At 70.8% G+C, this 22320-nt stretch carries 23 protein-coding genes; 10 read left to right on the forward strand and 13 right to left on the reverse strand.

Features of this window, described 5'->3' with window-relative positions; all coding sequences use genetic code 11:
- Positions 1–111 precede the first annotated feature (111 nt).
- The 7 genes from OG285_RS10550 to OG285_RS10580 form a co-directional block, all read right to left on the reverse strand.
- Positions 112–1728: a dipeptide ABC transporter ATP-binding protein gene (locus tag OG285_RS10550; RefSeq protein WP_371790826.1), complete on the reverse strand. Its 1617-nt coding sequence runs from the start codon at positions 1726–1728 to the stop codon at positions 112–114.
- Between the two features lie 17 nt (positions 1729–1745).
- Entirely contained in the window at positions 1746–2735 is a 990-nt protein-coding gene (locus tag OG285_RS10555) for an ABC transporter permease (protein ID WP_356827285.1), read from the reverse strand.
- Positions 2732–3724, reverse strand: a complete 993-nt coding sequence (locus tag OG285_RS10560) for an ABC transporter permease (RefSeq protein ID WP_371790827.1) — start codon at positions 3722–3724, stop codon at positions 2732–2734. The genes OG285_RS10555 and OG285_RS10560 overlap by 4 nt, the downstream gene beginning before the upstream one ends.
- 2 nt (positions 3725–3726) lie before the next feature.
- Positions 3727–5460 (reverse strand): ABC transporter substrate-binding protein, encoded by a 1734-nt coding sequence (locus tag OG285_RS10565; protein ID WP_371790828.1) that lies wholly within the window; start codon positions 5458–5460, stop codon positions 3727–3729.
- 164 nt (positions 5461–5624) lie between these two features.
- Positions 5625–5720, reverse strand: a complete 96-nt coding sequence (locus tag OG285_RS10570; protein WP_356827288.1) for an Ms4533A family Cys-rich leader peptide — start codon at positions 5718–5720, stop codon at positions 5625–5627.
- A 67-nt stretch (positions 5721–5787) separates the two neighbouring features.
- A complete protein-coding gene (locus tag OG285_RS10575) occupies positions 5788–7173 on the reverse strand; it encodes a DUF3152 domain-containing protein (RefSeq protein WP_371790829.1) in 1386 nt (461 codons plus the stop codon).
- 47 nt (positions 7174–7220) lie between these two features.
- A complete protein-coding gene (locus tag OG285_RS10580) occupies positions 7221–8186 on the reverse strand; it encodes an alpha/beta hydrolase (RefSeq protein ID WP_356827290.1) in 966 nt (321 codons plus the stop codon).
- Between the two features lie 111 nt (positions 8187–8297).
- Here OG285_RS10580 and OG285_RS10585 point away from each other — a divergent pair, with 111 nt between their 5' ends.
- The 4 genes from OG285_RS10585 to OG285_RS10600 all read left to right on the forward strand — a co-directional run bounded on the left by OG285_RS10585 (position 8298) and on the right by OG285_RS10600 (position 10093).
- A complete protein-coding gene (locus tag OG285_RS10585) occupies positions 8298–8471 on the forward strand; it encodes a hypothetical protein (RefSeq protein WP_356827291.1) in 174 nt (57 codons plus the stop codon).
- A 140-nt stretch (positions 8472–8611) separates the two neighbouring features.
- Entirely contained in the window at positions 8612–9253 is a 642-nt protein-coding gene (locus OG285_RS10590) for a TetR/AcrR family transcriptional regulator (protein ID WP_356827292.1), read from the forward strand.
- Between the two features lie 149 nt (positions 9254–9402).
- Entirely contained in the window at positions 9403–9630 is a 228-nt protein-coding gene (locus OG285_RS10595) for a DUF3107 domain-containing protein (protein ID WP_266853361.1), read from the forward strand.
- Positions 9631–9826: 196 nt separating this feature from the next.
- Positions 9827–10093 (forward strand): hypothetical protein, encoded by a 267-nt coding sequence (locus tag OG285_RS10600; protein WP_356827293.1) that lies wholly within the window; start codon positions 9827–9829, stop codon positions 10091–10093.
- Positions 10094–10163: 70 nt separating this feature from the next.
- On the opposite strand, the gene OG285_RS10605 is transcribed toward OG285_RS10600, so the two are convergent.
- The gene (locus OG285_RS10605) at positions 10164–10889 is read right to left on the reverse strand and encodes a ferritin-like fold-containing protein (RefSeq protein ID WP_356827294.1); all 726 of its coding nucleotides are present in this window, start codon (positions 10887–10889) and stop codon (positions 10164–10166) included.
- Positions 10890–11423: 534 nt separating this feature from the next.
- On the opposite strand from OG285_RS10605, the gene OG285_RS10610 reads away from it, so the two are divergent.
- Together OG285_RS10610 and OG285_RS10615 are read left to right on the forward strand one after the other, a co-directional pair.
- A complete protein-coding gene (locus OG285_RS10610) occupies positions 11424–13085 on the forward strand; it encodes a DEAD/DEAH box helicase (RefSeq protein ID WP_371790830.1) in 1662 nt (553 codons plus the stop codon).
- Between the two features lie 124 nt (positions 13086–13209).
- Positions 13210–14067: an alpha/beta hydrolase gene (locus tag OG285_RS10615; RefSeq protein WP_356827296.1), complete on the forward strand. Its 858-nt coding sequence runs from the start codon at positions 13210–13212 to the stop codon at positions 14065–14067.
- A gap of 26 nt (positions 14068–14093) precedes the next feature.
- On the opposite strand, the gene OG285_RS10620 is transcribed toward OG285_RS10615, so the two are convergent.
- Positions 14094–14981: an NYN domain-containing protein gene (locus tag OG285_RS10620; protein ID WP_356827297.1), complete on the reverse strand. Its 888-nt coding sequence runs from the start codon at positions 14979–14981 to the stop codon at positions 14094–14096.
- 260 nt (positions 14982–15241) lie between these two features.
- Here OG285_RS10620 and OG285_RS10625 point away from each other — a divergent pair, with 260 nt between their 5' ends.
- A complete protein-coding gene (locus OG285_RS10625) occupies positions 15242–15394 on the forward strand; it encodes a hypothetical protein (RefSeq protein WP_266853372.1) in 153 nt (50 codons plus the stop codon).
- A gap of 94 nt (positions 15395–15488) precedes the next feature.
- On the opposite strand, the gene OG285_RS10630 is transcribed toward OG285_RS10625, so the two are convergent.
- The 3 genes from OG285_RS10630 to OG285_RS10640 form a co-directional block, all read right to left on the reverse strand.
- Positions 15489–16094, reverse strand: a complete 606-nt coding sequence (locus tag OG285_RS10630) for a MarC family protein (protein WP_371790831.1) — start codon at positions 16092–16094, stop codon at positions 15489–15491.
- 215 nt (positions 16095–16309) lie between these two features.
- The gene (locus OG285_RS10635; protein ID WP_356827299.1) at positions 16310–17191 is read right to left on the reverse strand and encodes a PHP domain-containing protein; all 882 of its coding nucleotides are present in this window, start codon (positions 17189–17191) and stop codon (positions 16310–16312) included.
- 254 nt (positions 17192–17445) lie between these two features.
- Positions 17446–18081: a DUF6758 family protein gene (locus tag OG285_RS10640; protein ID WP_356827300.1), complete on the reverse strand. Its 636-nt coding sequence runs from the start codon at positions 18079–18081 to the stop codon at positions 17446–17448.
- 192 nt (positions 18082–18273) lie between these two features.
- Here OG285_RS10640 and OG285_RS10645 point away from each other — a divergent pair, with 192 nt between their 5' ends.
- Positions 18274–19506 carry an MFS transporter gene (locus OG285_RS10645; RefSeq protein ID WP_356827301.1) on the forward strand — a complete coding sequence of 411 codons (1233 nt, stop codon included), beginning with the start codon at positions 18274–18276 and terminating at the stop codon, positions 19504–19506.
- Between the two features lie 101 nt (positions 19507–19607).
- Here the strand turns inward: OG285_RS10645 and OG285_RS10650 are convergent, their stop codons facing one another.
- Entirely contained in the window at positions 19608–20201 is a 594-nt protein-coding gene (locus OG285_RS10650) for a suppressor of fused domain protein (RefSeq protein WP_356827302.1), read from the reverse strand.
- Positions 20202–20636: 435 nt separating this feature from the next.
- Between OG285_RS10650 and OG285_RS10655 the strand changes: the two genes are divergently transcribed.
- The gene (locus OG285_RS10655) at positions 20637–21752 is read left to right on the forward strand and encodes a magnesium and cobalt transport protein CorA (RefSeq protein ID WP_356827303.1); all 1116 of its coding nucleotides are present in this window, start codon (positions 20637–20639) and stop codon (positions 21750–21752) included.
- A 47-nt stretch (positions 21753–21799) separates the two neighbouring features.
- Positions 21800–22309: a hypothetical protein gene (locus OG285_RS10660; protein WP_356827304.1), complete on the forward strand. Its 510-nt coding sequence runs from the start codon at positions 21800–21802 to the stop codon at positions 22307–22309.
- The last annotated feature ends 11 nt before the right edge of the window (positions 22310–22320 follow it).

The raw sequence follows: 22320 nt of genomic DNA on the forward strand, positions 1-22320 counted from the left end.
ATGGACGGTTGTCCATCGCGCCACCAGAAGGGGTGAACCGTCGTAACTTTCTCCCACCAGTAGCGTTCCGTGGCGCTACGGTGCCTCTCGGTCACCCGGGGCCGGGGCCCGTCAGACCCCGGCGAGCTCCGTCCGGGCCGCGCGGCGCGCCGCGGCGAGCACCGGGTCGAGCGTGGGGACGGCGGCCAGCAGTTGCTTGGTGTACGGGTCCTGCGGGGCGCCGTACACGCTGTCCACATCGCCCTCCTCGACGATCCGGCCCTGCCGCATCACGGCGACCCGGTCGCTGACCTGGCGCACCACCGCGAGGTCGTGCGCGACGAAGACCAGGGCGAGCCCCAGCTCCCGCTGCAACTCGGCCAGCAGGGCGGTGACCTGGGCCTGGGTCGTCACATCGAGCGCGGAGACCGCCTCGTCGCAGACGATCAGCTCCGGCTCGGCGGCGAGCGCCCGCGCGATCCCGACCCGCTGGCGCTGACCACCGCTGAACTCGTGCGGATAGCGGTCGTACTGGGCCGCGTCCAGACCGACCCGGCTCAGCAGATCGCGGACCCGGTCCCGGATCAGCGACTCGTCCCGGTCGCCGCGCGCCCGCAGCGGGTCCGCGACCGACTCGCCCACGGACCGGCGGGGGTTGAGCGAAGACACCGGGTCCTGGAAGACCATCTGCACCCGGTCGGCCCGGTGCAGGCGCCCCGACGTGGGTTCCAGGAGCCCGACGAGCATCCGCCCGAGCGTGGTCTTGCCGCTGCCGCTCTCGCCGACGATGCCCAGGGTCTCGCCCCGGTGGACGGCGAGTGACACCCCGTCGACCGCGGCGAGCGCGGACTTCCCCCGGCCGAACACCCGCCGTACGTCGACGGCTTCGACCAGCGGCGGGTCCCCGGCCCCGGGGGCCGCCCGCACCGGAGCACCCTCCGCCGCCTCCACCAGCGGTGGATCCACGCGTGGTGCCTCCACCCGCGGCACCGCGGCGAGCAGCGCCTTGGTGTACGGCTCGCGCGGTGCCCCGAGCACCCCCGCCACCGGGCCGCGCTCCACCGCCCGTCCCTCCTTCATCACCAGCACCTCGTCGACCGACTCCGCCGCGACACCCACGTCGTGGGTGACCAGCAGCAGCCCCATCCCGGTCTCCTGCCGCAGCCCGTGCAGCAGATCGAGGATCTGCGCCTGCACGGTGACGTCCAGCGCGGTCGTCGGCTCGTCCGCGATCAGCAGCCGCGGCTCGCAGGCCAGTGCCATCGCGATCAGCGCCCGCTGGCGCATCCCGCCGCTGAACTCGTGCGGCCGCGACCTGGCGCGCCGCGCGGCGTCCGGGATGCCCACCCGGTCGAGCACCTCGACCGCCCGCGCACGGGCCGCCCGGCGTGAGGTCTTCACATGGACCCGGTACACCTCGGCGATCTGGTCACCGATCGCGTAGTACGGGTCCAGCGAGGAGAGCGGGTCCTGGAAGACCATCGCGGCCTTCCCGCCGCGCAGCCCGCGCAGTTCGGCGTCGGACGCCGTCCCCACGTCCACACCGGCCACCGTCACCGACCCGGTGACCTGTGCGCCGCTCCCCCGGTGCAACCCGAGCAGGGCGTACGCGGACGCGCTCTTGCCGGAGCCGGATTCACCGACGACGCCGAGCGCGCCGCCCGCCTCCAGCGTGAACGACAGCCCGTCGACCGCCCGTACGGACCCGTCGAAGGTGACCGAGAGGTCCCGGACGTCGACCAGACTCATGGCAGGACCACCCGTACTCATGTCAGGACCACCCGTCGGTCGGCCACCGCGTACAGCACGTCCGCCGCGGCATTGGCGAGCACCACGAAGAAGCCGGTGACCAGCACCATGCCGACCACCACCGGCAGGTCCACCACGTTGACCGCGTGGACGAGTTCGCGCCCGATCCCGGGGATGCCGAAGAGCGACTCGGTCAGTACGGCGCCGCCGAACATCGACCCGAAGTCATTGGCGTTGAGCGCGATGATCGGAGCGAGGGCCCCGCGCAGCGCGTGCCGTCCGATGATGCGGCGCTCGCTCACCCCGTACGCGCGGAAGGTCCGCACATGGTCTTCGGCGAGCGTCTCCAGCATCGAGGCCCGGGTCAGCCGGGCGTACTTGGCGGACTCGATCAGGGCGAGCGAGAGCCAGGGCAACAGCAGGTTCCACGCCCACTGCTGGGGGTCGTCCGAGAACGGCACGTACTGCGGATACGGCAGCCAGCCCAGCGTCCCGCACACCACGATCATCAGCACCAGGCCGATGACGAAGACGGGTGTCGCGGTACCGGCCAGGGTGACCCCGGTGAGCAGCCGCTCGGTGGGCCGCCCGCGCCGCCAGGCGGAGAGGACACCGGTGCCGACCCCGAGGACCAGCCACATCACCATCGCGCCGAGCGTGAGCGACGCGGTGACCGGCAGCTTGGTGAGGATCAGCTGGGTGACCTGCTGGTCGGTGCGGTACGAGAGGCCGAGGCAGGGCGCGTGGCAGTGCAGCACCGAGGTGCCGGTGGAGAAGTCCCGGCCGGCGAAGATGCCCTGAAGGAAGTGCCCGTACTGCACGTACAGCGGGTCACCGAGGTGCAGTTGCTCGCTGACCTGGTGCACCTGGAACGGTGAGCAGCGCGGTCCGCAGGTGATCTGCGCGACGTTGCCGGGGGCGACGTAGAAGACCGCGTAGATGATCACGGAGATCGCGAGGAGGGTGACGGCGGCGCCGGCGAGGCGCCGCAGCAGGAAGCCCGTCATGCCGCAGCCTCCTTCTCGCGCTTGCGTCCGGTGCCGATCCGCAGCCGGGAGGCGGCACGCGGGTCGAGTGCGGTCCGTACACCGTCACCGAGCACCGTCAGCGAGACGACGGTGAGGAAGAGCATCCCGGCCGGGAGCAGCAGGTACTGCGGCGCGGCCTGGTACCAGACGTCGGCCGATGTGAGCATCTGTCCCCAGGAGGGGGTGGGCGGTTTGACGCCGACCCCGAGGAAGGACAGCGCGGCCTCGGCCGAGATGTTCGAGGGGAAGAGCAGCGCGGCGTACGTGATCACGGGTGCGGCCAGCGACGGCAGCAGCTCGCGGCGGGCGATCTGCCACTGGTTCCAGCCGCTGAGCCGGGCCGCCGCGACATGGTCGAGCGACTTGAGGCTCAGCGTCGCGGCCCGGACGATCTTCGCCGTACCGCCCCAGGCGACGAGGCCGATGACGAGCGAGACCAGCACCGGCCGCGGGAATGTGTCGGGGACGATCGCCATCAGCGCGAGCGAGAGCACCATCAGCGGCATCGCCACGACGACGTCGGTGATCCGGCTGAGGACGTTGTCGACGAGCTTGTTGCCGAGCCCCGCCGCGACCCCGAGGACGACACCGAGCAGCACCTGTACGAGGGTCGCGGCGAACGCGACGGAGAGCGAGACCCGGGCCCCGTAGACCAGCCGGGCGAAGAGGTCACGGCCGGTCTGCGGTTCGATGCCGAGCCAGTGGTCGGCGCTGATGCCCCCGAGCGGCCCGACGGGGACACCGCCGCGCGCCGAGTCGATGAGAGCCGGGTGGTAGGCGTTGGGGTCCTGGCCCTCCAGGGCGGTGAGCAGCGGCGCGCCGAGCGCGACCAGGATGAGCAGGGCGACGACGATCGCCGCCACGGCGGCGGCGCGCTGTCCGCGCAGCCGCCGCCAGAACTGACGGGCCCCGGAGGCGGGGACCGCGACGGCGGTCCCCGCTCCGTTGGCCAACAGGGCTTCCGACATGGTTACTTGACCGCTACCTGGGAGATGTCGAGCACACCGGTCCAGTCGCTGATCACGACGTTCTTGATGTCCTCGCCGTAGAGCCGCTTGTAGACCGGGTGGAAGAGCGGCACGGTCAGCGCCTGTGCGCCGATCTTCTTGTCCAGCGCGCCCCAGCGGCGGGCGGCGGCGCTCAGGTCGGTCAGCTTGTTGATCGCGTCGATCTCCTTGTTGACCGACGGGTCGTTCAGGAAGCCGGTGTTGAAGTTGGCGCCGTCCTTGACGATCTGGCGCCCGTCGAAGATCGGGGCGAGGAAGGGGCCGCCGGAGGGCCAGTCGGCGCCCCAGTGGGCGAGGAAGAGGCCCGGTTCGGTCTTCGCGTTCTTGGTCTTGTCCTTGTAGTCGTTGTCCTCAAGACCCCGGAGCTTGACGGTGATGCCCGCCTTCTTGAGGGATTCCTGCACGGCGGTGGCGATCTCCGGGCTGGTCTCGAAGTCCTTGGCGTTGGAGTGCGTGAGAGTGACGGTCAGGCCCTTGGGGTAGCCGGCCTGCTTCAGCAGCGTCCTCGCCTTGCCCGGGTTGCCGGTGGCGCCCGCCGGGAAGTGGTCGTACGGCGTGTACCCGAAGGACTTCTGGTTGGGCAGATAGGTGGTGGCGGGCTCGGCGAGTGCGGAACCGCCCGCCGCGTTGATCACCGACGTGCGGTCCACCGCGTACGAGACGGCCTGGCGCACCTTCGGGTTGTCGAACGGCTTCACCTTCGGGTTGAAGGCGAGGTAGTTCGTGTAACCGAAGTGCCCGGTGCCGACGCGCGAGGCGAGCTTCCTGTCACCGGTGACCTTCGCCAGCTCGGCCGGGCCGAGGTTGGTGTCGGTGGTCACGGCGGCGGCGTCCGCGCCCTGCGAGCTGGCGAGCCGCTGGTTGATGACCGAGGAGTCGAGCCCGGAGCGGACGTCGATGGTGTCGGGGTAGGCCTTGCGTTCGCTGTCGGTCTTCGCGGACCACTGCGTGTTGCGCGCGAGGGTGATCCGCTCGCCGTCGTTCTCGTTCTTGACGACCTTGTACGGGCCCGAGGAGAGCGGGTGCTCCTCGTACTTGGTGCCGGTGTCCTTGGCCTTCGGTACGGGAGTGGTCTGGGTCTGCGTCGCCAGATAGGGGAACTCGCCCTCGGGTTTGTTCAGGTGGAAGACGATGGTCCGGTCGTCGGGCGTCACGATGGAGTCGAGGCCCTTGCCCTTCTTGCCGTCGGCTCCCGCCGTGTACGGGCCCTGGTACTGGGCCCCGCCTATGAGCCAGTCCCGCAGATACGGCGCCCCGCCGGACAGCTCGCCGGCGAAGGACCGCTCGATGCCGTACTTGATGTCGCCGGAGGTGATGGGGGTGCCGTCCTCGTACCGCAGCCCCTTCTTGAGGGTGTACGTCCAGACGGTGGCGTCCTTGCTGGGTCTGCCGATGTCGGTGGCGAGGTCGGGGACGACCTTCGCACCGGCGGCGCCGTTGGCACGGTGGCGGGTGGTGAGCGTACGGAAGACCAGCGAGGGGACGTTGCCGCCGCCCGACGTGTAGAGGCGCGCGGGGTCGAAGTCCGTCTGCGGCTGGCTGTTGAGGACGGTGAGCTTGCCGCCCTTCTGGGGCTTGCCCTGGGCTCCGGACGTGGCGTCGCCGCTGTCCTTGGGCCCGGCGCAGGCGGCAGCGCCCAGGGCCAGAACCAGACTCGCGGCCGCCAAGGACGCTGCGCGTGGGGACGGATGACGCATCGGAAAGGCACCTCTCGGTGTGCTGAACGCGGAAAGTGACAGGGATCCGCACAGGCAGCAGCGCCGGAAGTGAGCACCGGGAGAAACAGAAATGCCGCGCCTGCGGGTGGAAGAGGCCCGGGCGCGGCAGGAGGAAAGGCCGACACACGCCGGGGCAGGCGGTGTCAGCGACAGAGAATGTCGGCGACGCAGTGCGCGGTCACGCCGAACAGCACCAGCTCAAGAGCGGTGTGATCGGAGGACTCGGGGCAGCGCGGCATGCCGAGAAATATGAACGACCGCTCGACCGATGTCAACGTGACTGGACGACCCGATGAGACAGCTGTCTCATCCGGTGGGATACACCCAGGGGTTGGCCCGGCACTTGATCCCGTCGATGTCCAGCGACTTGGTCTGCTGCTGCATGACCGGCGCGAGGGCGCCGGGGGTGCGGCAGCTCACATGGTTGTGGCCGAGCCGGTGGCCGACTTCGTGGTTGATCAGCATCTGCCGGTACGGATAGATCTTGCTGTCCCCGTAGGTCGTCGACCCCTGGGCCCAGCGGTAGGCGTTGATCATCACGCGGTCGGTGGCCGCCGAATCGCAGGACACATTCTCTTCGAGCGTCTCGAGACCGGATTTGGCGCACCAGTCGGCGGTGGTGACGGGGCTGGCCAGCGTAATCACGAAATCCGGGTGCCCGGACGAAATGCGCTCGAATGTCTTGGCCCCGTTGTGGGCCCAACTCCGCTTGTCGTTCAGGGTTTTCTGGACCGCGTCGGCGAACAGGGTGCCGTCGAGGCCCATTCCCTTCTCGATATCCACCCGGTAGCGGTATTTCTGCCCCTGGCCCGGCGCCTTGGCCGACCCCGGGACCACGGAGAAGTCGCCGGACGCCTTGAGTTTCGGGGCGAGCGGATACAGCTTGGACATCTTCTGCGTGTACGTGAGGGGCACCGGAGCGGCCTTCGGCGTCACCCGGATGTCGCCGCGCGAGGCAGACCCCTGGCCGGTACCCCGCTTGACCTGGCCCGTGGCGCGGCTGTCGCCGTGGCTGTCCCCTCCGCCGGTGACCTGACCGGCGACCACGACGGCGAGGACAGTGATCACCGCGGCGGCGGCGATCCCGGCGAAGGTACGGCCCTTGCCGCCCTTGCCCCCGGTGCCGTCCGCCCCGTCCGTGCCGTCCTGGCCGGTCCCGGAGCCGCCGGTGCCGTCGCTGCGGGTACCGGAGTCGGCGACGGCAGCGGCGTCCGAGGGGCTTGAGGCGTCCGGGGGGCTTGAGGCGACTGAGGGGTCGGGGGCGACGGCGGTGCCCGATGTGCCCTTGCCCTGACTGCCTGAAGTGCCCTGGCTGCCCGGGGCGCCGGCCGTCGCGGGACGGCCCGCTCCCGCCGCAGGGCTCTTCGTACCGGTCCCGGCCGCGGCCCCCGTCGCAGCTCCCGTCGCGCCGGAGCCGCCGGCGCCCGGGTCCCCGCCGGGGAGGTCCGCGAAGGCATCGACGAACTCCTTGCGGGGGCCGGGTACTTGGGGACGTCGCTGAGCGCCCTGCCAGGCGCCGTACCGCTCGGGGCCCGGCGCGTTCCACTCGGGCTGCTGGGGGTGGCCGCCCCGCACCTGCGGCGGCGCCGTCTCCTCGGCCGCCCTCCTGCGGCGTCCGGTCCCGGTCCCGGCACGTACCTGCGCGCCGGTGTCCGCGCCGTCAACGGCGGTGTCGCCGGAGGTGTCTTCCACGCCCTGAGGCGCATCGTCCCGACGGCTGTGACGTCCCACTCCCCGGATCAGCTCCCACTGCTGTTGTTGTCGTTCAGCAACTCCCGGAAGGCGGTCGCGACCAGTTCCGGGTACTCCATCATCGCCACATGCCCGGCATCGGGCAGCGACAGCAGCCGGGAACCGCGGAACGCGGCAGCCGCCTTACGGGCCATACGGTACGAGACGAGCTGGTCCCGGACTCCGTACACCAGCAGCGTAGGCGCCAGCACCCGCTGCGCCTGACGCCACAGCCCGTGCTGCCCGCCCAGTGTGTACGCATCGACGATGCCGCGCGCCGACCGGGTCATCGCATCCCAGAAGTACGGCAGTTCCAGGCGGCGTTTCATCTCCTCGACCGCGTTGCGCACGCCCTCGTCGCTGACCCGCGACGGGTCGCCGTAACAGAGCCCGAGCATGCCGCGGGTGCGCATCTCGGGTGTCCAGTCCTTGGTGAGCCGCTGGAAGAGACCGGCGACACCGGGCACCGCGAGCAGCGCGGTGGGCGCGGCCGTGCGCTGCACCCGCAGGTCGGGCAGGGCCGGTGAGATCAGGGTCAGGGTGCGCACCAGATCGGGGCGCAGGGCGGCGACGCGTGTGGTGACCGCGCCGCCCAGCGAGTTGCCGATCAGGTGGACCGGGCCCCGGTCGCCCGCGTCGAGCATCCGGATCACCGCACGGGCGTGCCCGGTGACCGAGTAGTTCCCGTCGTCCGGCGGCGGCGAGTCGCCGAAACCGGGCAGGTCGAGCGCCTCGCTGTCCACGATGTCGTCGACGAGGGGCATCAGCGCCGACCAGTTCTGCGAGGACCCGCCGAGCCCGTGCACGAAGAGCGCGGGCGGCAGCCCGGCCCGCGCCGGGGGCCGGGAGCGGACGGTCAGCGTCAGTCCCGGAAGCGTGACGGTCCGCAGCGTCTCTCCCGCCCCGATCCGTACGGTGCTCGCTCCTGTTGCCGGGGCGGCGGCCGCGATTCCCGGCAGCTCGGTCGAAGACATAAGGCGATGTTACGAGACGATCACGCGGGTATCCGTGTGTTCGCCGTCACAGACACATCGCGCTCCGGGGCGCGGGCTCCTACTCTCGGTAGAGAGGGAAGGGGAGCAGCCATGCCGACCGACCAGAACGCCGAGGCCGATCCGGCCGACAGCGAGGAGCAGCGGAAGGACCTCACTCCGCAGGAGGACGACCCGCTGACCGGCATCGATCCCGCGAAGGCCGACGAGGCCGACGCCAGCGAGCAGACCCGGGTGGTTCCCGTGGACGAGGACGACTACCGCTGATACCGCTTCCCGAGCTGTCCGGTCCGTGAAATTCTGCGTCCACACCACACACAGCCGGGTTACCCAAAAGTACGATGGCGGGCAGCGACGCACCAGCGTGTGCTTGTTCAACTGAGCTTGTTCAATCATTGGGAGGCGGCGTGACAGCCATCGAGCAGACCGAGGCAGCACGTCCGCGGGGTACGCGGCTGCCGCGCCGCGCACGACGGAATCAGCTGCTGGGCGCCGCCCAGGAGGTCTTTGTCGCGCAGGGGTACCACTCTGCGGCGATGGACGACATCGCCGAGCGCGCCGGTGTCAGCAAGCCCGTGCTCTACCAGCACTTCCCGGGCAAGCTCGATCTTTACCTGGCCCTGCTGGACCAGCACTGCGAGTCGCTGCTCCAGGCGGTCCGTACGGCCCTGGCGTCGACCACGGACAACAAACTGCGCGTGGCGGCGACGATGGACGCCTACTTCGCGTACGTCCAGGACGAGGGCGGCGCGTTCCGGCTGGTCTTCGAGTCCGACCTGACGAACGAGCCCGCCGTGCGCGAGCGCGTCGACCGGGTGTCGCTCCAGTGCGCCGAGGCGATCTCGGACGTCATCGCGGGCGACACCGGGCTCTCCAAGGACGAGTCGATGCTGCTGGCCGTGGGGCTCGGCGGTGTCTCCCAGGTGGTGGCCCGCTACTGGCTCTCCAGCGAGTCCGGCATCCCGCGCGACACGGCGGTGCAACTGCTCACCTCGCTGGCCTGGCGCGGCATCGCCGGGTTCCCGCTGCACGGCAGCGACCAGAGCTGATCCTGGCCGGTCCGCACGGATATCCGGACCGGGGGCTGTTCGCTGCGGGCGTGCGGTGCTGACGTCCTGCGGGCCGCCGGGCCCGGCTAATGTGTGCTGCGTACGGCGCGGCTGACCGCGCACCGCACGACCGTCGGAGGGACATAACCGTGGAGGTCAAGATCGGGGTTCAGCACGCACCCCGGGAGATCGTTCTGGAGAGCGGGCAGTCCGCCGAGGAGGTCGAGCGCTCGGTTGCCGACGCGCTGGCCGGCAAGGCGCAGCTGCTCAGCCTCACGGACGACAAGGGCCGCAAGGTCCTGGTACCTGCCGACCGCATCGCGTACGTGGAGCTCGGTGAGCCCGCGACCCGCCGGGTCGGGTTCGGCGCTCTGTAGCCAGGGCTCCGCAGGCGGCACAACAGCAGGACGAACGACGGGAACGGCCCGGCGGTCAACACGACCGCCGGGCCGTTCCCGTGCGTGTGGTCCGGCGGCGCCCAGGATTGCGTTCCGCGGTCACCGGGTAAGACCGACATCAGTAAAGGACCAGTCAGCTCACAGCTGGCTCACAGCGGCTCGCGGAAGGGAAAACATGCTCTGGGAAGCCCTCGCATCAGTACTGCTCGGCCTGGCGCTGGCCTGGTACGCGACACGGAAACTGCCCACCCGCCTGCCGTCCCGGCACGTGGTCCTGGCGACCGGCCCGGTCGGCGCCCTGTTCGGCGCCTTCCTCACCCGCTCGGCACTCGGCCCCGGACACGGCACGGTCGTCCTGCTGGGCGCGGTGGTGATCGGAGCGGTGGTGCTCTCCCTGCTGCTGCGTCCCGTCCACCGGATCCGGCGGTCGGCGGCGGTGTAGCCCGCACCACGGCCGCCGCCCGGAGCCGGCCACGCCCCGGAAGCGCGGTGCGCGGGTGCGACGGTGGCCGTTATGCGGCCAGGCCCAGTGCGGCCATCCGCTTGGTGTGCGCCTCGGTGATCCTGCTGAACATCCGGCCGACCTCCGCGAGGTCGAAGCCGTCGGCGACGCCGCCCACCAGCATGGTGGAGAGCGCGTCCCGGTCGGCCACCACCCGCTGGGCCTGGCTCAGTGCCTCGCCCATCAGCCGTCGCGCCCACAGCGCCAGGCGGCCGCCGACCCGGGGCTCCGCCTCGATCGCCGCGCGGACCTTCTCGACGGCGAAGTTGCCGTGGCCGGTGTCGTCGAGCACGCCGAGCACCAGTTCGCGGGTGTCGGAGTCCAGCCGGGCCGCGACCTCACGGTAGAAGTCACTCGCGATCGAGTCGCCGACGTATGCCTTGACCAGGCCCTCCAGCCAGTCCGACGGCGCGGTCTGGCGGTGGAAGTCGTCCAGGGCCTGGGCGAACGGCTCCATGGATGCCGTCGGCTCCACGTCGATCGCGGCCAGCCGCTCGGACAGCCGCTCGAAGTGGGAGAACTCGGCGGACGCCATCTTCGCCAGCGCCGCCTTGTCACCCAGCGTCGGCGCGAGCTTGGCATCCTCGGCGAGGCGCTCGAAGGCCGCCAGTTCGCCGTACGCGAGTGCGCCGAGCAGGTCCACGACCGCGGCGTGGTACCTCGGGTCGGCCGACGCCGTGTCCCAGTTCTGCGCGGCGATACCGGTCTGTTCCTTGGCGGTGTCAGGCGTCTGCATGGACCGCACAATAGCGCTCCGTTCGCCGGGGACGAATTGCCGAGCACGGTCCCGGCGGGCGGAGAGTGCGGCGTGCGTGCACCCCTGGTGAGGAGCGCGTGGAACCCCTGTGACCGGGGGGAATCAGGGCGCCGGGAGAGGCCCCTGCGGGTATGGAAAACCACTGTGGCCTTGGTCTCCTCATGAATTCACCCAACGCACCTGCGCGATTTGGGGGTACAGTGGTAATGCGCCTGCCGAATGTTCAGCATGTTCGGCGGGTCATCCGAATGAGGATGCCCGGTCGGTGGCCCGATCGGCTCCACCTGACCGCCCTCACCAATTAGATGTGAGGGGCCCCCTCAGCGGCACGAGCGCTTGAGCGAAGGCAGTGGTCCCGCGCCAGTCGGCACGGTACGACCCCCTTGTTCGCCTCGGTCCGCGTCTCACAGAAGAGGCAGCACCCTGACTACGTTCCGAGACCTCGGTATTCTCACCGAGACCGCCGAAGCCCTTGAAGCCGTCGGCATCACGTCCCCCTTCCCCATCCAGGAGATGACGCTCCCCGTCGCGCTCTCCGGCTCCGACGTCATCGGCCAGGCCAAGACCGGCACCGGCAAGACGCTCGGCTTCGGGCTGCCGCTCCTGGAGCGCGTCACCGTCCCGGCGGACGTCGAGGCGGGCCGGGCCAGGCCCGACCAGCTGACCGACGCCCCCCAGGCGCTCGTCGTCGTCCCCACCCGCGAGCTGTGCCAGCAGGTCACCAACGACCTCCAGACCGCCGGCAAGGTCCGTAACGTCCGGGTGCTCGCCATCTACGGCGGCCGGGCCTACGAGCCGCAGGTCGAAGCGCTCAAGAAGGGCGTCGACATCATCGTCGGCACCCCGGGCCGGCTGCTCGACCTCGCGGGCCAGAAGAAGCTCAACCTCGGCCACGTCCGCGCGCTCGTTCTGGACGAGGCCGACGAGATGCTGGACCTGGGCTTCCTCCCCGACGTCGAGCGCATCATGAACATGCTGCCGGCGAAGCGCCAGACCATGCTGTTCTCGGCGACCATGCCCGGCGCGGTCATCGGTCTGGCCCGGCGCTACATGTCGCAGCCCACCCACATCCGCGCCACCTCGCCCGACGGCGAGGGCCAGACGGTCGCGAACATCACGCAGCACATCTTCCGCGCCCACTCCATGGACAAGCCCGAGCTCGTCTCGCGCATCCTCCAGGCGGAGGGCCGCGGTCTGGCGATGATCTTCTGCCGTACGAAGCGGACGGCCGCCGACATCGCCGAGCAGCTCGCCACCCGCGGCTTCTCCTCGGGCGCCGTCCACGGCGACCTCGGCCAGGGCGCCCGCGAGCAGGCGCTGCGCGCCTTCCGCAACGGCAAGATCGACGTTCTCGTCTGCACCGACGTCGCCGCCCGCGGTATCGACGTCGACGATGTGACGCACGTCATCAACTACCAGTCCCCCGAGGACGAGAAGACGTATCTGCACCGCATCGGCCGCACCGGCCGCGCGGGGAAGTCGGGTACGGCGATCACCCTGGTCGACTGGGACGACATCCCCCGCTGGAAGCTGATCAACAAGGCGCTGGACCTGCCGTTCGACGAGCCGGAGGAGACCTACTCCACCTCGGCGCACCTCTACGAGCTGCTGTCCATCCCCACCGGCACGAAGGGCGTCCTGCCGCGCGCGGACCGCACGCGCGCCGGGCTCGGCGCCGAGGCGGTCGAGGACCTGGGCGAGACCGGCGGCCGCGGCCGCAAGGCGTCGGTGCCCGCGCCCGCCGTGAAGGAGGAGCGCGCCCCGCGTGCGCCCCGCCAGCGCAGGCGCACCCGCAACGGCGCACCGCTCACCGAGTCCGGCGCCGCCGCACCCGCCGCGGAGGCCGTGACCGAGCAGTCCGCCCCGGCGGACCGGGCCGACGGCACCGACGAGGTACGCGCACCGCGCCGCCGCCGTCGTACGCGGTCGAGCAGCGCGGACACGCAGACCGCGGTGGCCGAGGCAGCGGTGGTCGCTCCGGCCGCACCGCCGGCCGAGGCCCCTGCCGAGGTCAAGCCGAAGCGGACCCGGACCCGGACCGCCAAGGCCACCGGCGCGAAGGCAGCCGAGGCCGAGGTTCCCGCGGCCGTGGCGGCCGAGCCCGAGACGGCGGCCGAGGCCAAGCCGAGGCGCCGCCGCACGCGGGCGCCGAAGGCGGCACAGCCCGAGAGCTGAACCAAGCGCTGAGACCAGCGACACCCGGTGGCCCGGATCCTGCTGACAGGGTCCGGGCCACCGGTGTGTCCGGCCCACGTGCTCCGCTCCTCTCCACCGCCGCCGGAGACGTTAGCCTCAGGGCATGAGCAGGCCCCTCACCTTCACGCCGCCCCCCGGCACGCACTCCGCCCCTCTGCGGACCTCCCGCGGCACCTTCGCGTCCCTGGTGGCTCCTGCCGCCGGTCCCGCAGCCGCAGGCCCCAGGCCCACCGCCCTCCTGCTCCCCGGGTTCACCGGGAGCAAGGAGGACTTCACCGCGATGCTCCAGCCACTCGCCGCCGCGGGCTACCGCGTGGTCGCCGTCGACGGGCGCGGGCAGTACGAGACCCCCGGGCTCGACGACCAAGAGGCCTACGCGCAGGGGGAGTTGGCCCGGGATGTACTGGCCCAGGCGGCGGCGGTCGGCACGCCCGTCCATCTGGTCGGGCACTCGCTCGGCGGCCAGATCGCCCGTGCGGCGGTGCTGCTCGACCCGTCGCCCTTCGCGTCCCTGACGCTGATCTCGTCCGGCCCCGCAGAAGTCACCACCGCCCAGCAGCGGAAGATCAAGCTGCTGACCACCGCGCTCACCAAGCTGGGCATGGAGCAGGTGTGGGAGGCGATGCGGGCGATGGGTCCGCCGCAGGACGCCGACGCCGGGGACGAACCCGCCCTCCGGCGGCGCTGGTTGATGCACAATCCGGCCCAGCTCATAGCAACCGGGCGGCAGTTGGCGACCGAGCCCGACCGGGTGGACGAGCTTGCCGCCCTGCCACTCGCCCGGCATGTCGTGTCGGGCGAGCGGGACGACACCTGGCCGGTACCGCTGCTGGACGAGATGGCCGTACGGCTCGGGGCGGTACGGAGCGTCATCGCGGGCGCCGAGCACTCCCCCAACACCGACCGGCCCCGGCGGACGGCCGAGGCGCTGACCGCGTTCTGGGACGCACAGGAGGACTGAACGCCCCGCACACCGCGGCTCGTTCTTCAGTACTGCGACTGGAGGTGGTTCCAGAAGCCGTCCCGCAGCGCCCGCCGCAGGTCGCCGTGGCCGCGCAGCGAGCGCTGGAGCAGCCGTTCCGCGTCGACCAGCAGATCCTGGTCCACCGGCCCGGGCAGATAGGGGCGCCCGGGCAGCAGCTCGGCCAGGGTCTGGCGGCCGCGCTCGGAGAGCCAGGTCGCCGCGATCTGCGCACCGATGAAGCGGACGTCCTCACGGGACGGCGGGGGCGTCGCGTCCTCGTACACCGTGACCGGGCGGCGGCCCACGTACGGCTTCCAGAACTCCAGGTCGAAGGTCCGCTGGCTGTCGACCTCCCAGAGCAGCGGCTCGGCCTGGTTGCGGCCCTCTCCCGCCTCGATGCCCCACAGGTGGACGCGCGCCCCGTACCCCTGGGCGGCCTCGACGGCGGAGACGAGGTCCTCGTCGCCGCCGACCAGCGCGGCATCGCTGATCGCGCGGTGCCTGGCGAGCGATTCCAGATCCGTGCGGATCAGGGAGTCGACGCCCTTCTGCTGGTTGTTGGCGTTCAGGTTGCCGAGGCGGACCTTGACGTCCGGCAGCTCGGCGATGGACTGCTGCTCGGGGGTGTGGATACGGCGGCGGGCCCCGTCGTACCAGTACACCCGGAGCAGCCTGCTGTCCGCGAAGATGGTCCGCGCCTTGTCGATGAACGCCTCGATCAGGCCCTCCGCGTCCAGGTCGAACGATCTGCGGTCCTCATTGCCGGTGACCAGCAGACCGGCGGCAGCATAGACATATCCGGCGTCGACGAAGATCGCGTGCGTGGAGGGTGTCTTGGACACCTCGGACAGCACGCGCTGGAGGAGCGCGTTGGTGCGCTCCAGCTGGGCGCTGATCTCTGGATCGTTCATACGGGGTTCATTCTCTGTGGCGTCACGGAGTGAGCACAACCTGCGGCCCGACCCATCGGTCGTTAGGCTCGCGAAAAATTTATTTAGCGTAGGGAATGTTTGCCGGAAGCAACTCGTTGTCACCTACGGAACGTGTTGCACGCTAATCACGCAATCACCTCTTAACGGACGGGCAACCGTCCGGACTCAGCGCGGGACGAGACTGATGGAGCCCGCACCAGTAGTTCTCCTAGCAGGAGGATCAGACGAAGGGAGAAGCCTTGCGCTTCGAAATCATGCGACTCGATGATGTGGATGGCTCCGCCATGGACAGCACCGTCGTAGACGCCGCCTCCGTCAACCGGATCGTGCAGCAGGCCGCCGCAATCGGCCAGCGCATCTACATCCGCCCGGCCGAATCGTCGGCCTCGTAACACCGGAAGATTTTCCAGAGGTAGCGCCCCCGTGCAGATGCACGGGGGCGCTGTGCGTTCCGGCCACCAGGCCCTGTCCGACCGGCGGGAGCGCTCAGCCGGCCCTGATGACCTGGGTGACGCCGTTGATGATCTGCTGCACCGCGATCGCGGACAGCATCATTCCGGCGAGCCGGGTCACGAGCACCACACCGCCGTCCTTGATGACCCGGATGATCAGCAGCGAGTACCGCATGGTCACCCAGAGCACCACGTGCATGGCGACGATCGCGGCCCACACCGACACCTGCTGCGTCGCGGTGGACGCGTGCTGCACCGCCAGGATCACCGAGACGATCGCACCGGGCCCCGCCAGCAGCGGCATGCCCAGCGGCACGAGGGCCACGTTGACGTCCTTCGTCTGCGTCGGCTCGTCGGTCTTGCCCGTGAGCAGATCGAGCGCGATGAGCAGCAGGAGCAGCCCGCCGGCGATCATCAGCGCCGGTACGGAGACATGCAGGTAGTCCAGGATCTGCTGGCCCAGCAGGCCGAAGACGGTGATCACCCCGAGGGCCACCGCCACCGCTTGACCGGCCATCCGGCGCTGGACCTTGGCGGGACGGCCCGCGGTGAGGGCGAGGAAGATCGGGGTGATCCCAGGGGGGTCCATGATCACGAAAAGCGTGACAAAGAGGGATCCGAAAACGGCGACGTCGAACACAGTGAGGGCCTTGCTTGCGTGGAGAGATTGAGCGGGGAAGGTGGCACCGGAGCGCGGACACGGGCCGGTACGGAGTGGCACCGGAGGGGGCGCCGCCGGAACGCGGCACACCGGAAGGTGACAGAACGGGAGCGGGCAGGCGGCACCGGGCACCGGACCCGCATACGGTCCGGCGGCGGGCGGCGCGGTGCCGGGTCCTGTCGGCCGGACAGGACCTAGGCGGAGTGTCCGCCGGCGCCCGGCACCGGGAACGCCCCGGTCGCGCGCCGGGTGATCTCGCCGTAGATCTCGGGATGCGTCGTACACGCCCCGAGGTCCACGAATTTCCGGCTCCCGTGATAGTCGCTGGAGCCCGTGACCAGCAGCCCCAGGTCGGCCGCGAGCCCGCGCAGCCTGGCGCGGGTGGGTTCGTCGTGGTCCATGTGGTCGACCTCGATGCCGTCGAGGCCGCAGTCGGCCAGATCCGCTATCGCCGGCTCGGGCACCACCCTGCCCCGCTTGACGGCCTGCGGGTGGGCGAGGACGGTGACACCGCCGGCCTGCTTGACCAGCCGGATCGCGGTGAAGGGGTCGAGTTCGTGCTTCCCGGCGTACGCGCGTCCGCCGTCGGCCAGCCACTCGGCGGTGAAGGCGTCGGAGACGGTCTCCACGACCCCCAGGTCCACCAGGGCGGCGGCGATGTGCGGCCGGCCCAGCGAGGCGTCACCCGCGATGCGCGCCACCTGCTCCCAGGTGATCGGGACGCCCAGCTCCTGGAGTTTGCGGACCATGGTGCGGGCCCGCGGGACACGGTCGTCCCGTACGAGTTCGCGCTCGCGCAGGAACTCCGGCTCGTCGGGGTCGAAGAGGTACGCGAGCATGTGCAGGCCGACGCCGTCGCTCTCCCCGGTGCCGCCGAGACGGCAGGAGAGTTCGGCGCCCGTGACGAGGGTCAGCCCCGCGGGCAGCGCCGCGCGGGCCTCGGCGTGGCCGCGGGTCGAGTCGTGGTCGGTGAGGGCGATGACGTCGAGTCCGGCGGCGGACGCGTTGCGCATCAGCTCGGCCGGGGTGTCCGTACCGTCCGAGGCCGTGGAGTGGGTGTGCAGATCGATGCGCACGACGCGGGACTCCGGGGCTCGGGGACGTAGGGGGGGGACCGTCCATGGGGGGACGTTCAAGGGTAACCGGCGTACGGAGGTCCCCGGCCCGGGTCCTGGTCGGCGGCGCGGTGTCCTCCCCAGCCGGCCGCGGCGCCTCACCTCGTCACCGCATCGCACCGCCGGCCTGCGCGCCGTGAAGGACGGGCTCACCGACGGGGCGCGGCCCAGCAAGCACGTCGGCCCAGCGTGTGCGGCTCGGCCCGGGAAGCGGCTCAGCCCAGGATGCGCGGCGAGAGCGCCCCGCACGGCAGCAGTTCCACTTCCGTGCCCACGTCCCGCAGGTCCGTCAGGACCAGCTCGTCGTACATCAGCAGCCCCGACTGCTCGGGCCAGAGAATGGCCCACAGCCAGAGCCCGCGCGCCTCGCCCGCGAAGACCGCGCGGTCGCCCGGGGACTCGATGCGCCAGAGCGGAGTGGGGCGGCCCGCGGCGAGCACCTTGGCCTGCGGGGGTTTGCCGACGTCGATGTACCGGCCGGGGTCGGGGCCCTCGATGCCCGCGTACCGCGCGCCCAGTCCGACGCCCAGCTCCTCGGCCACCAGCAGCAGCTCCCCCGGGCCTTCGAGCGGGCCGGGCCCCGAGCAGGCGACGGCGGTGGCGCGGCCTCCGCTGCGGTCGTCGCCCGCGCTGACCACCCCGGTGAAGAGCCAGCCGACAGGGAGCGGCCACGGCATCCAGACGGGCACCCGCGCGCGGTGGGCGACCACCTCCAGCGCCTCGACGCTGGGCGGGACCGCAGGCTGCAGCGGATGGATCACGCCGTGCGCGTCACACTGCCACGCGTCGGCGAAGAGGCCGGGTGCCCTGACCCGGCCGCCACACTTCGGGCAACTGGGTTCGCCCCTCATACCTCCCAACGGTCCTCCCCGGCCGTCACCACGTCAAGCGACGATCACCCGTCCGCCGCCCGTCCCGCCGTCCGTCCGCCCAAAACTAGATGCATGTTGCACTTATTAGCCTCACTAACTTATTGTGTGTATAACGCAACGACCTGGTGCGGTGATCGAGCGCCAGGGTCCAACCGAGAGTGAGGGCGTCCCATGCCAGGAAAGGATCCGTTCGACGAAGGGGCCGGCAGCATCCTGCGCCAGCCGATGGCCGTCTGGGCCACGGCGGGTGCTTCGGTCGTGGCCTTCATGGGGATCGGGCTCGTCGACCCGATCCTGCCGTCCATCGCCAAGGGCCTGCAGGCGACACCGAGCCAGGTCTCGCTGCTCTTCACCTCCTACTTCCTGATCACCGCCGTCGCGATGCTGGTCACCGGCTGGGTCTCCAGCCGGATCGGCGGCAAGAAGACCCTGCTGGCCGGACTCGCCCTGGTCGTGGTCTTCGCCGCCCTCTCGGGCACCTCGGGCTCCGTCGGTGAACTGGTCGGATTCCGGGCCGGCTGGGGGCTGGGCAACGCGCTCTTCGTCTCCACCGCGCTCGCTGTCATCGTCGGCGCCGCGGCGGGCGGCAGCGCCGCCGCGATCCTGCTGTACGAGTCCGCGCTCGGCCTCGGGATGGCCTGCGGACCACTGGTCGGCGCGCTGCTCGGCAACGCCAGCTGGCGCTACCCGTTCTTCGGCACCGCGGCCCTCATGGCCATCGGCTTCATCTGTATCTCGTTCCTGCTCAAGGAACAGCCCAAGCCGGCCAGGAAGACCTCGCTGCTCGACCCCATCAGGGCGCTCGGCCACGGCGGGCTGGCCTCGGTGGCGGGATCGGCCTTCTTCTACAACTACGCGTTCTTCACGGTGCTGGCCTTCACGCCGTTCGTGCTGAACATGACCCCGTACAAGTCGGGAGCGGTCTTCTTCGGCTGGGGCCTGCTGCTCGCGGTGTTCTCCGTGCTCGTGGCGCCCCGGCTCCAGAAGCGCTTCGGCACCCTCAAGGTGCTGGGCGCCTCACTGGTGCTGCTCGCCGCCGACCTGGTGGTACTCGGCTACGGCAGCCACACGACGGCCATCGTCTGCACGATCCTGTCCGGTGCCTTCATCGGCCTCAACAACACCGTCTACACGGAGCTGGCGCTCGGCGTCTCGGACGCGCCCCGCCCGGTCGCGAGTGCGGGCTACAACTTCGTCCGCTGGTTCGCCGCGGCCGCGGCGCCCTTCCTCGCCCCGCACATCGAGAGCTGGACCGACATCCACATCCCCTTCGTGGTGGCCGCGGCAGCCGCGGTGGTCGGTGCGCTGGTCGTGTGGGTACGGCGGGCGGCGCTCACCCACGAGGCGGAGGAGCTGGAACCGGCCCACGCGACCGAGGACGGCGTGTCCGCCTTCGTGAACTGAACCGGACGGACTGCCGGACCGGACCGGACGGCATCGAACAGCGGACCGTGGACCGTGGACCGGACGACATCGGACGGACCTACTGGGCCCGATCCGCCGGATCAGTCCAGCGGTACGGACCTGCGCAGCGGATCGCGCAGGTCCGTACCGCGTGCCAGCCAGCGCTCCTGGAGTTCCCCGGCCCCGTGCACCCGCTTCCACGCCGCCTCGTTGTCCGTCATCGGCAGCAGGGGCAGGAAGCGGACCGGGTCCAGCGGCGCGTCCAGCTCCAGGTCCTCGACGAGCCCGCCGGGCTCGGCCACCAGCACCGAGCTGAACGGAGCACCGCCCCACAGCGGTTCACCGAGGTCGAGCGAGGCGCCCGGGGCCACGATGACCCCTTCGACCTGGGGTGACGCGGCCAGTACGGCGAGCGGGCGGAGCACCTTGTCGGTGTCGGCGAGCCCGGCGCGCACCGAGAGGACCAGCTCCGCACGCGGCCCCTGCACCGGGTCGGCGAGGGTGGCCGTGGGGTCGGACATCGGGTACGCGGACATCCCGAGCGTGGCGTAGCGGACGACGGACGGATCCCGGGCATCCACGAAGCGCAGCACCTCGATCCGGTCCGTGCCGAGGAACGTCACGGCCGCGCGGGCGTCCGGCTCACCCAGCGCTGAGCGCAGCCGGGCTTCGACCAGAGCGAGAACATCTGCCATGGGCCCGAGCATAGAGCGCGTATCGAACAGGCAAAGTGGGGGCTTGACGCTTCAGCCGGCTGATAGTCTTGGCCGCTGGTCAGGGCAGCATCATTGTCCCCCACGGGGGACCGGCCGGAGGAGGTGGGACTGCGATGGATCGAGATCCGAGTCGACCGTGCAGTACAAGCCGCTCTTCCGCGCGTTTTACGCGTTCTCTGTGACCCGAGACCCTGCATACCCGGCCGCCACACCGGGAAACCTCCTGAGTCTCATGGCATTTCGCACGCCGGAAGAGCACCTCGCTTCTGTCTGATCCGTGTCTGTAGCGAACGCCGTCACCGCGACGCCGCGGTTCCGCCCGCTTTGCGGACGTATGAGACCAACACCTCGATACGCCCCCATTCCGGGCAGTGCCACGCCCCGCCGACGGCCTCTCCGTGAAGGAGCCCCGCCATGTCGATGATCCGTGACCTGCGCGCAGCGGTCCGTCCCTCCCTGCGCAAGAGCAGCTCCGCGCACAGCAATTACGACCCCACCCGCGACCCTTCGGCCAGCAGCGCGGTCGTGGACTGCGCGGTCTACCGGGACGGCGTACGTGAAGCGGGCAAGAAGTGCCTGACGCCGCGCGAGGCACTGAAGCGCGCCGACGAGTCCGGCGGTTTCACCTGGATCGGGCTCCATGAGCCGACCGAGGAGGAATTCTCCGGTATCGCGGCCGAGTTCGGGCTGCACCCGCTCGCGGTCGAGGACGCGGTGCACGCACACCAGCGGCCGAAGCTGGAACGGTACGACGACACCCTCTTCACCGTCTTCAAGACCATCCACTACGTCGAGCACGCCGAACTCACCTCCACCAGCGAGGTGGTCGAGACCGGCGAGGTGATGTGCTTCACCGGACGGGACTTCGTCATCACCGTCCGGCACGGCGGCCAGGGCTCGCTGCGCGCCCTGCGCCACCGGCTCCAGGAGGACGCGGAGCTGCTCGCCAAGGGCCCGTCCGCCGTCCTGCACGCCATCGCCGACCAGGTGGTCGACGGCTATCTGGCGGTCGCGTCCGCCGTTCAGGACGACATCGACGAGGTCGAGATCGATGTCTTCTCCGAGCCCGCGAAGGGGACGTCGCGCGGCACCGACGCGGGTCGCATCTACCAGCTGAAGCGTGAGGTGCTGGAGTTCAAGCGGGCCGTCTCGCCACTGCTGCGCCCGATGCAGCAGCTCAGCGAGCGGCCGATGCGGCTGGTCGACCCGGACATCCAGAAGTACTTCCGCGATGTGGCCGACCACCTGGCGCGGGTCCAGGAGCAGGTCGTCGGCTTCGACGACCTGCTGAACTCGATCCTCCAGGCGAACCTGGCGCAGGCGACGGTCGCCCAGAACGAGGACATGCGCAAGATCACCGCGTGGGCGGCCATCATCGCCGTACCCACGATGATCACGGGCGTGTACGGCATGAACTTCGAGCACATGCCGGAGCTCCACTGGCGGTACGGCTACCCCATGGTGATGGTGGGGATCCTGGCCCTGTGTGTGGGCATCCACCGCACCCTGAAGCGGAACGGCTGGCTCTGAAGGCCGGCGCCCGGATACCGGCGCGGGGCGGCCCTTACCCTGGGCGCATGACACAGACCTTGCTCGACCGGGCCCTCGTCGAGGAGGCCACGAAGAAGTCCGGCCTCATCTGGGTGCGGGGCACCGGCCCGGTGCGGGCGCTCTGGCACGTCTGGCACGACGGCGCCGCGCTGCTCGTCGGGGACGGCCCCGGGGAGCAGCCGCTGCCGGGGCTGGCCGACGGCGCGGCGGCCGAGGTCACGGTGCGCAGCAAGGACAAGGGCGGCCGGCTGGTCGCCTGGACCGCGGTGACGGCGGAGCTCACGCCCCGCTCGGAGGCGTGGGAGGCGGCCGTCGCCGAGCTCAGGGGCAAGCGGCTGAACGCCCCGGACGGCGAGGCGATGGTGGAGCGCTGGGCGCGGGAGTGCCGGGTGCTGCGGCTCGTGCCGCGCGAGGCGAGCACGGAGCTGCCGGACGGATCACTCGCCGCCGTCCCCCTGCCGACACCGGCGACGACCCGTGAGGAGATCCCGGCGGGCCTCCCGAAGCTGCTGCTCAGGCGCAAGCGCCGCCGGTGAGCGGGGCCCGG

The sequence above is a fragment of the Streptomyces sp. NBC_01471 genome, assembly GCF_041438865.1.
Classification (GTDB): Bacteria; Actinomycetota; Actinomycetes; order Streptomycetales; family Streptomycetaceae; genus Streptomyces.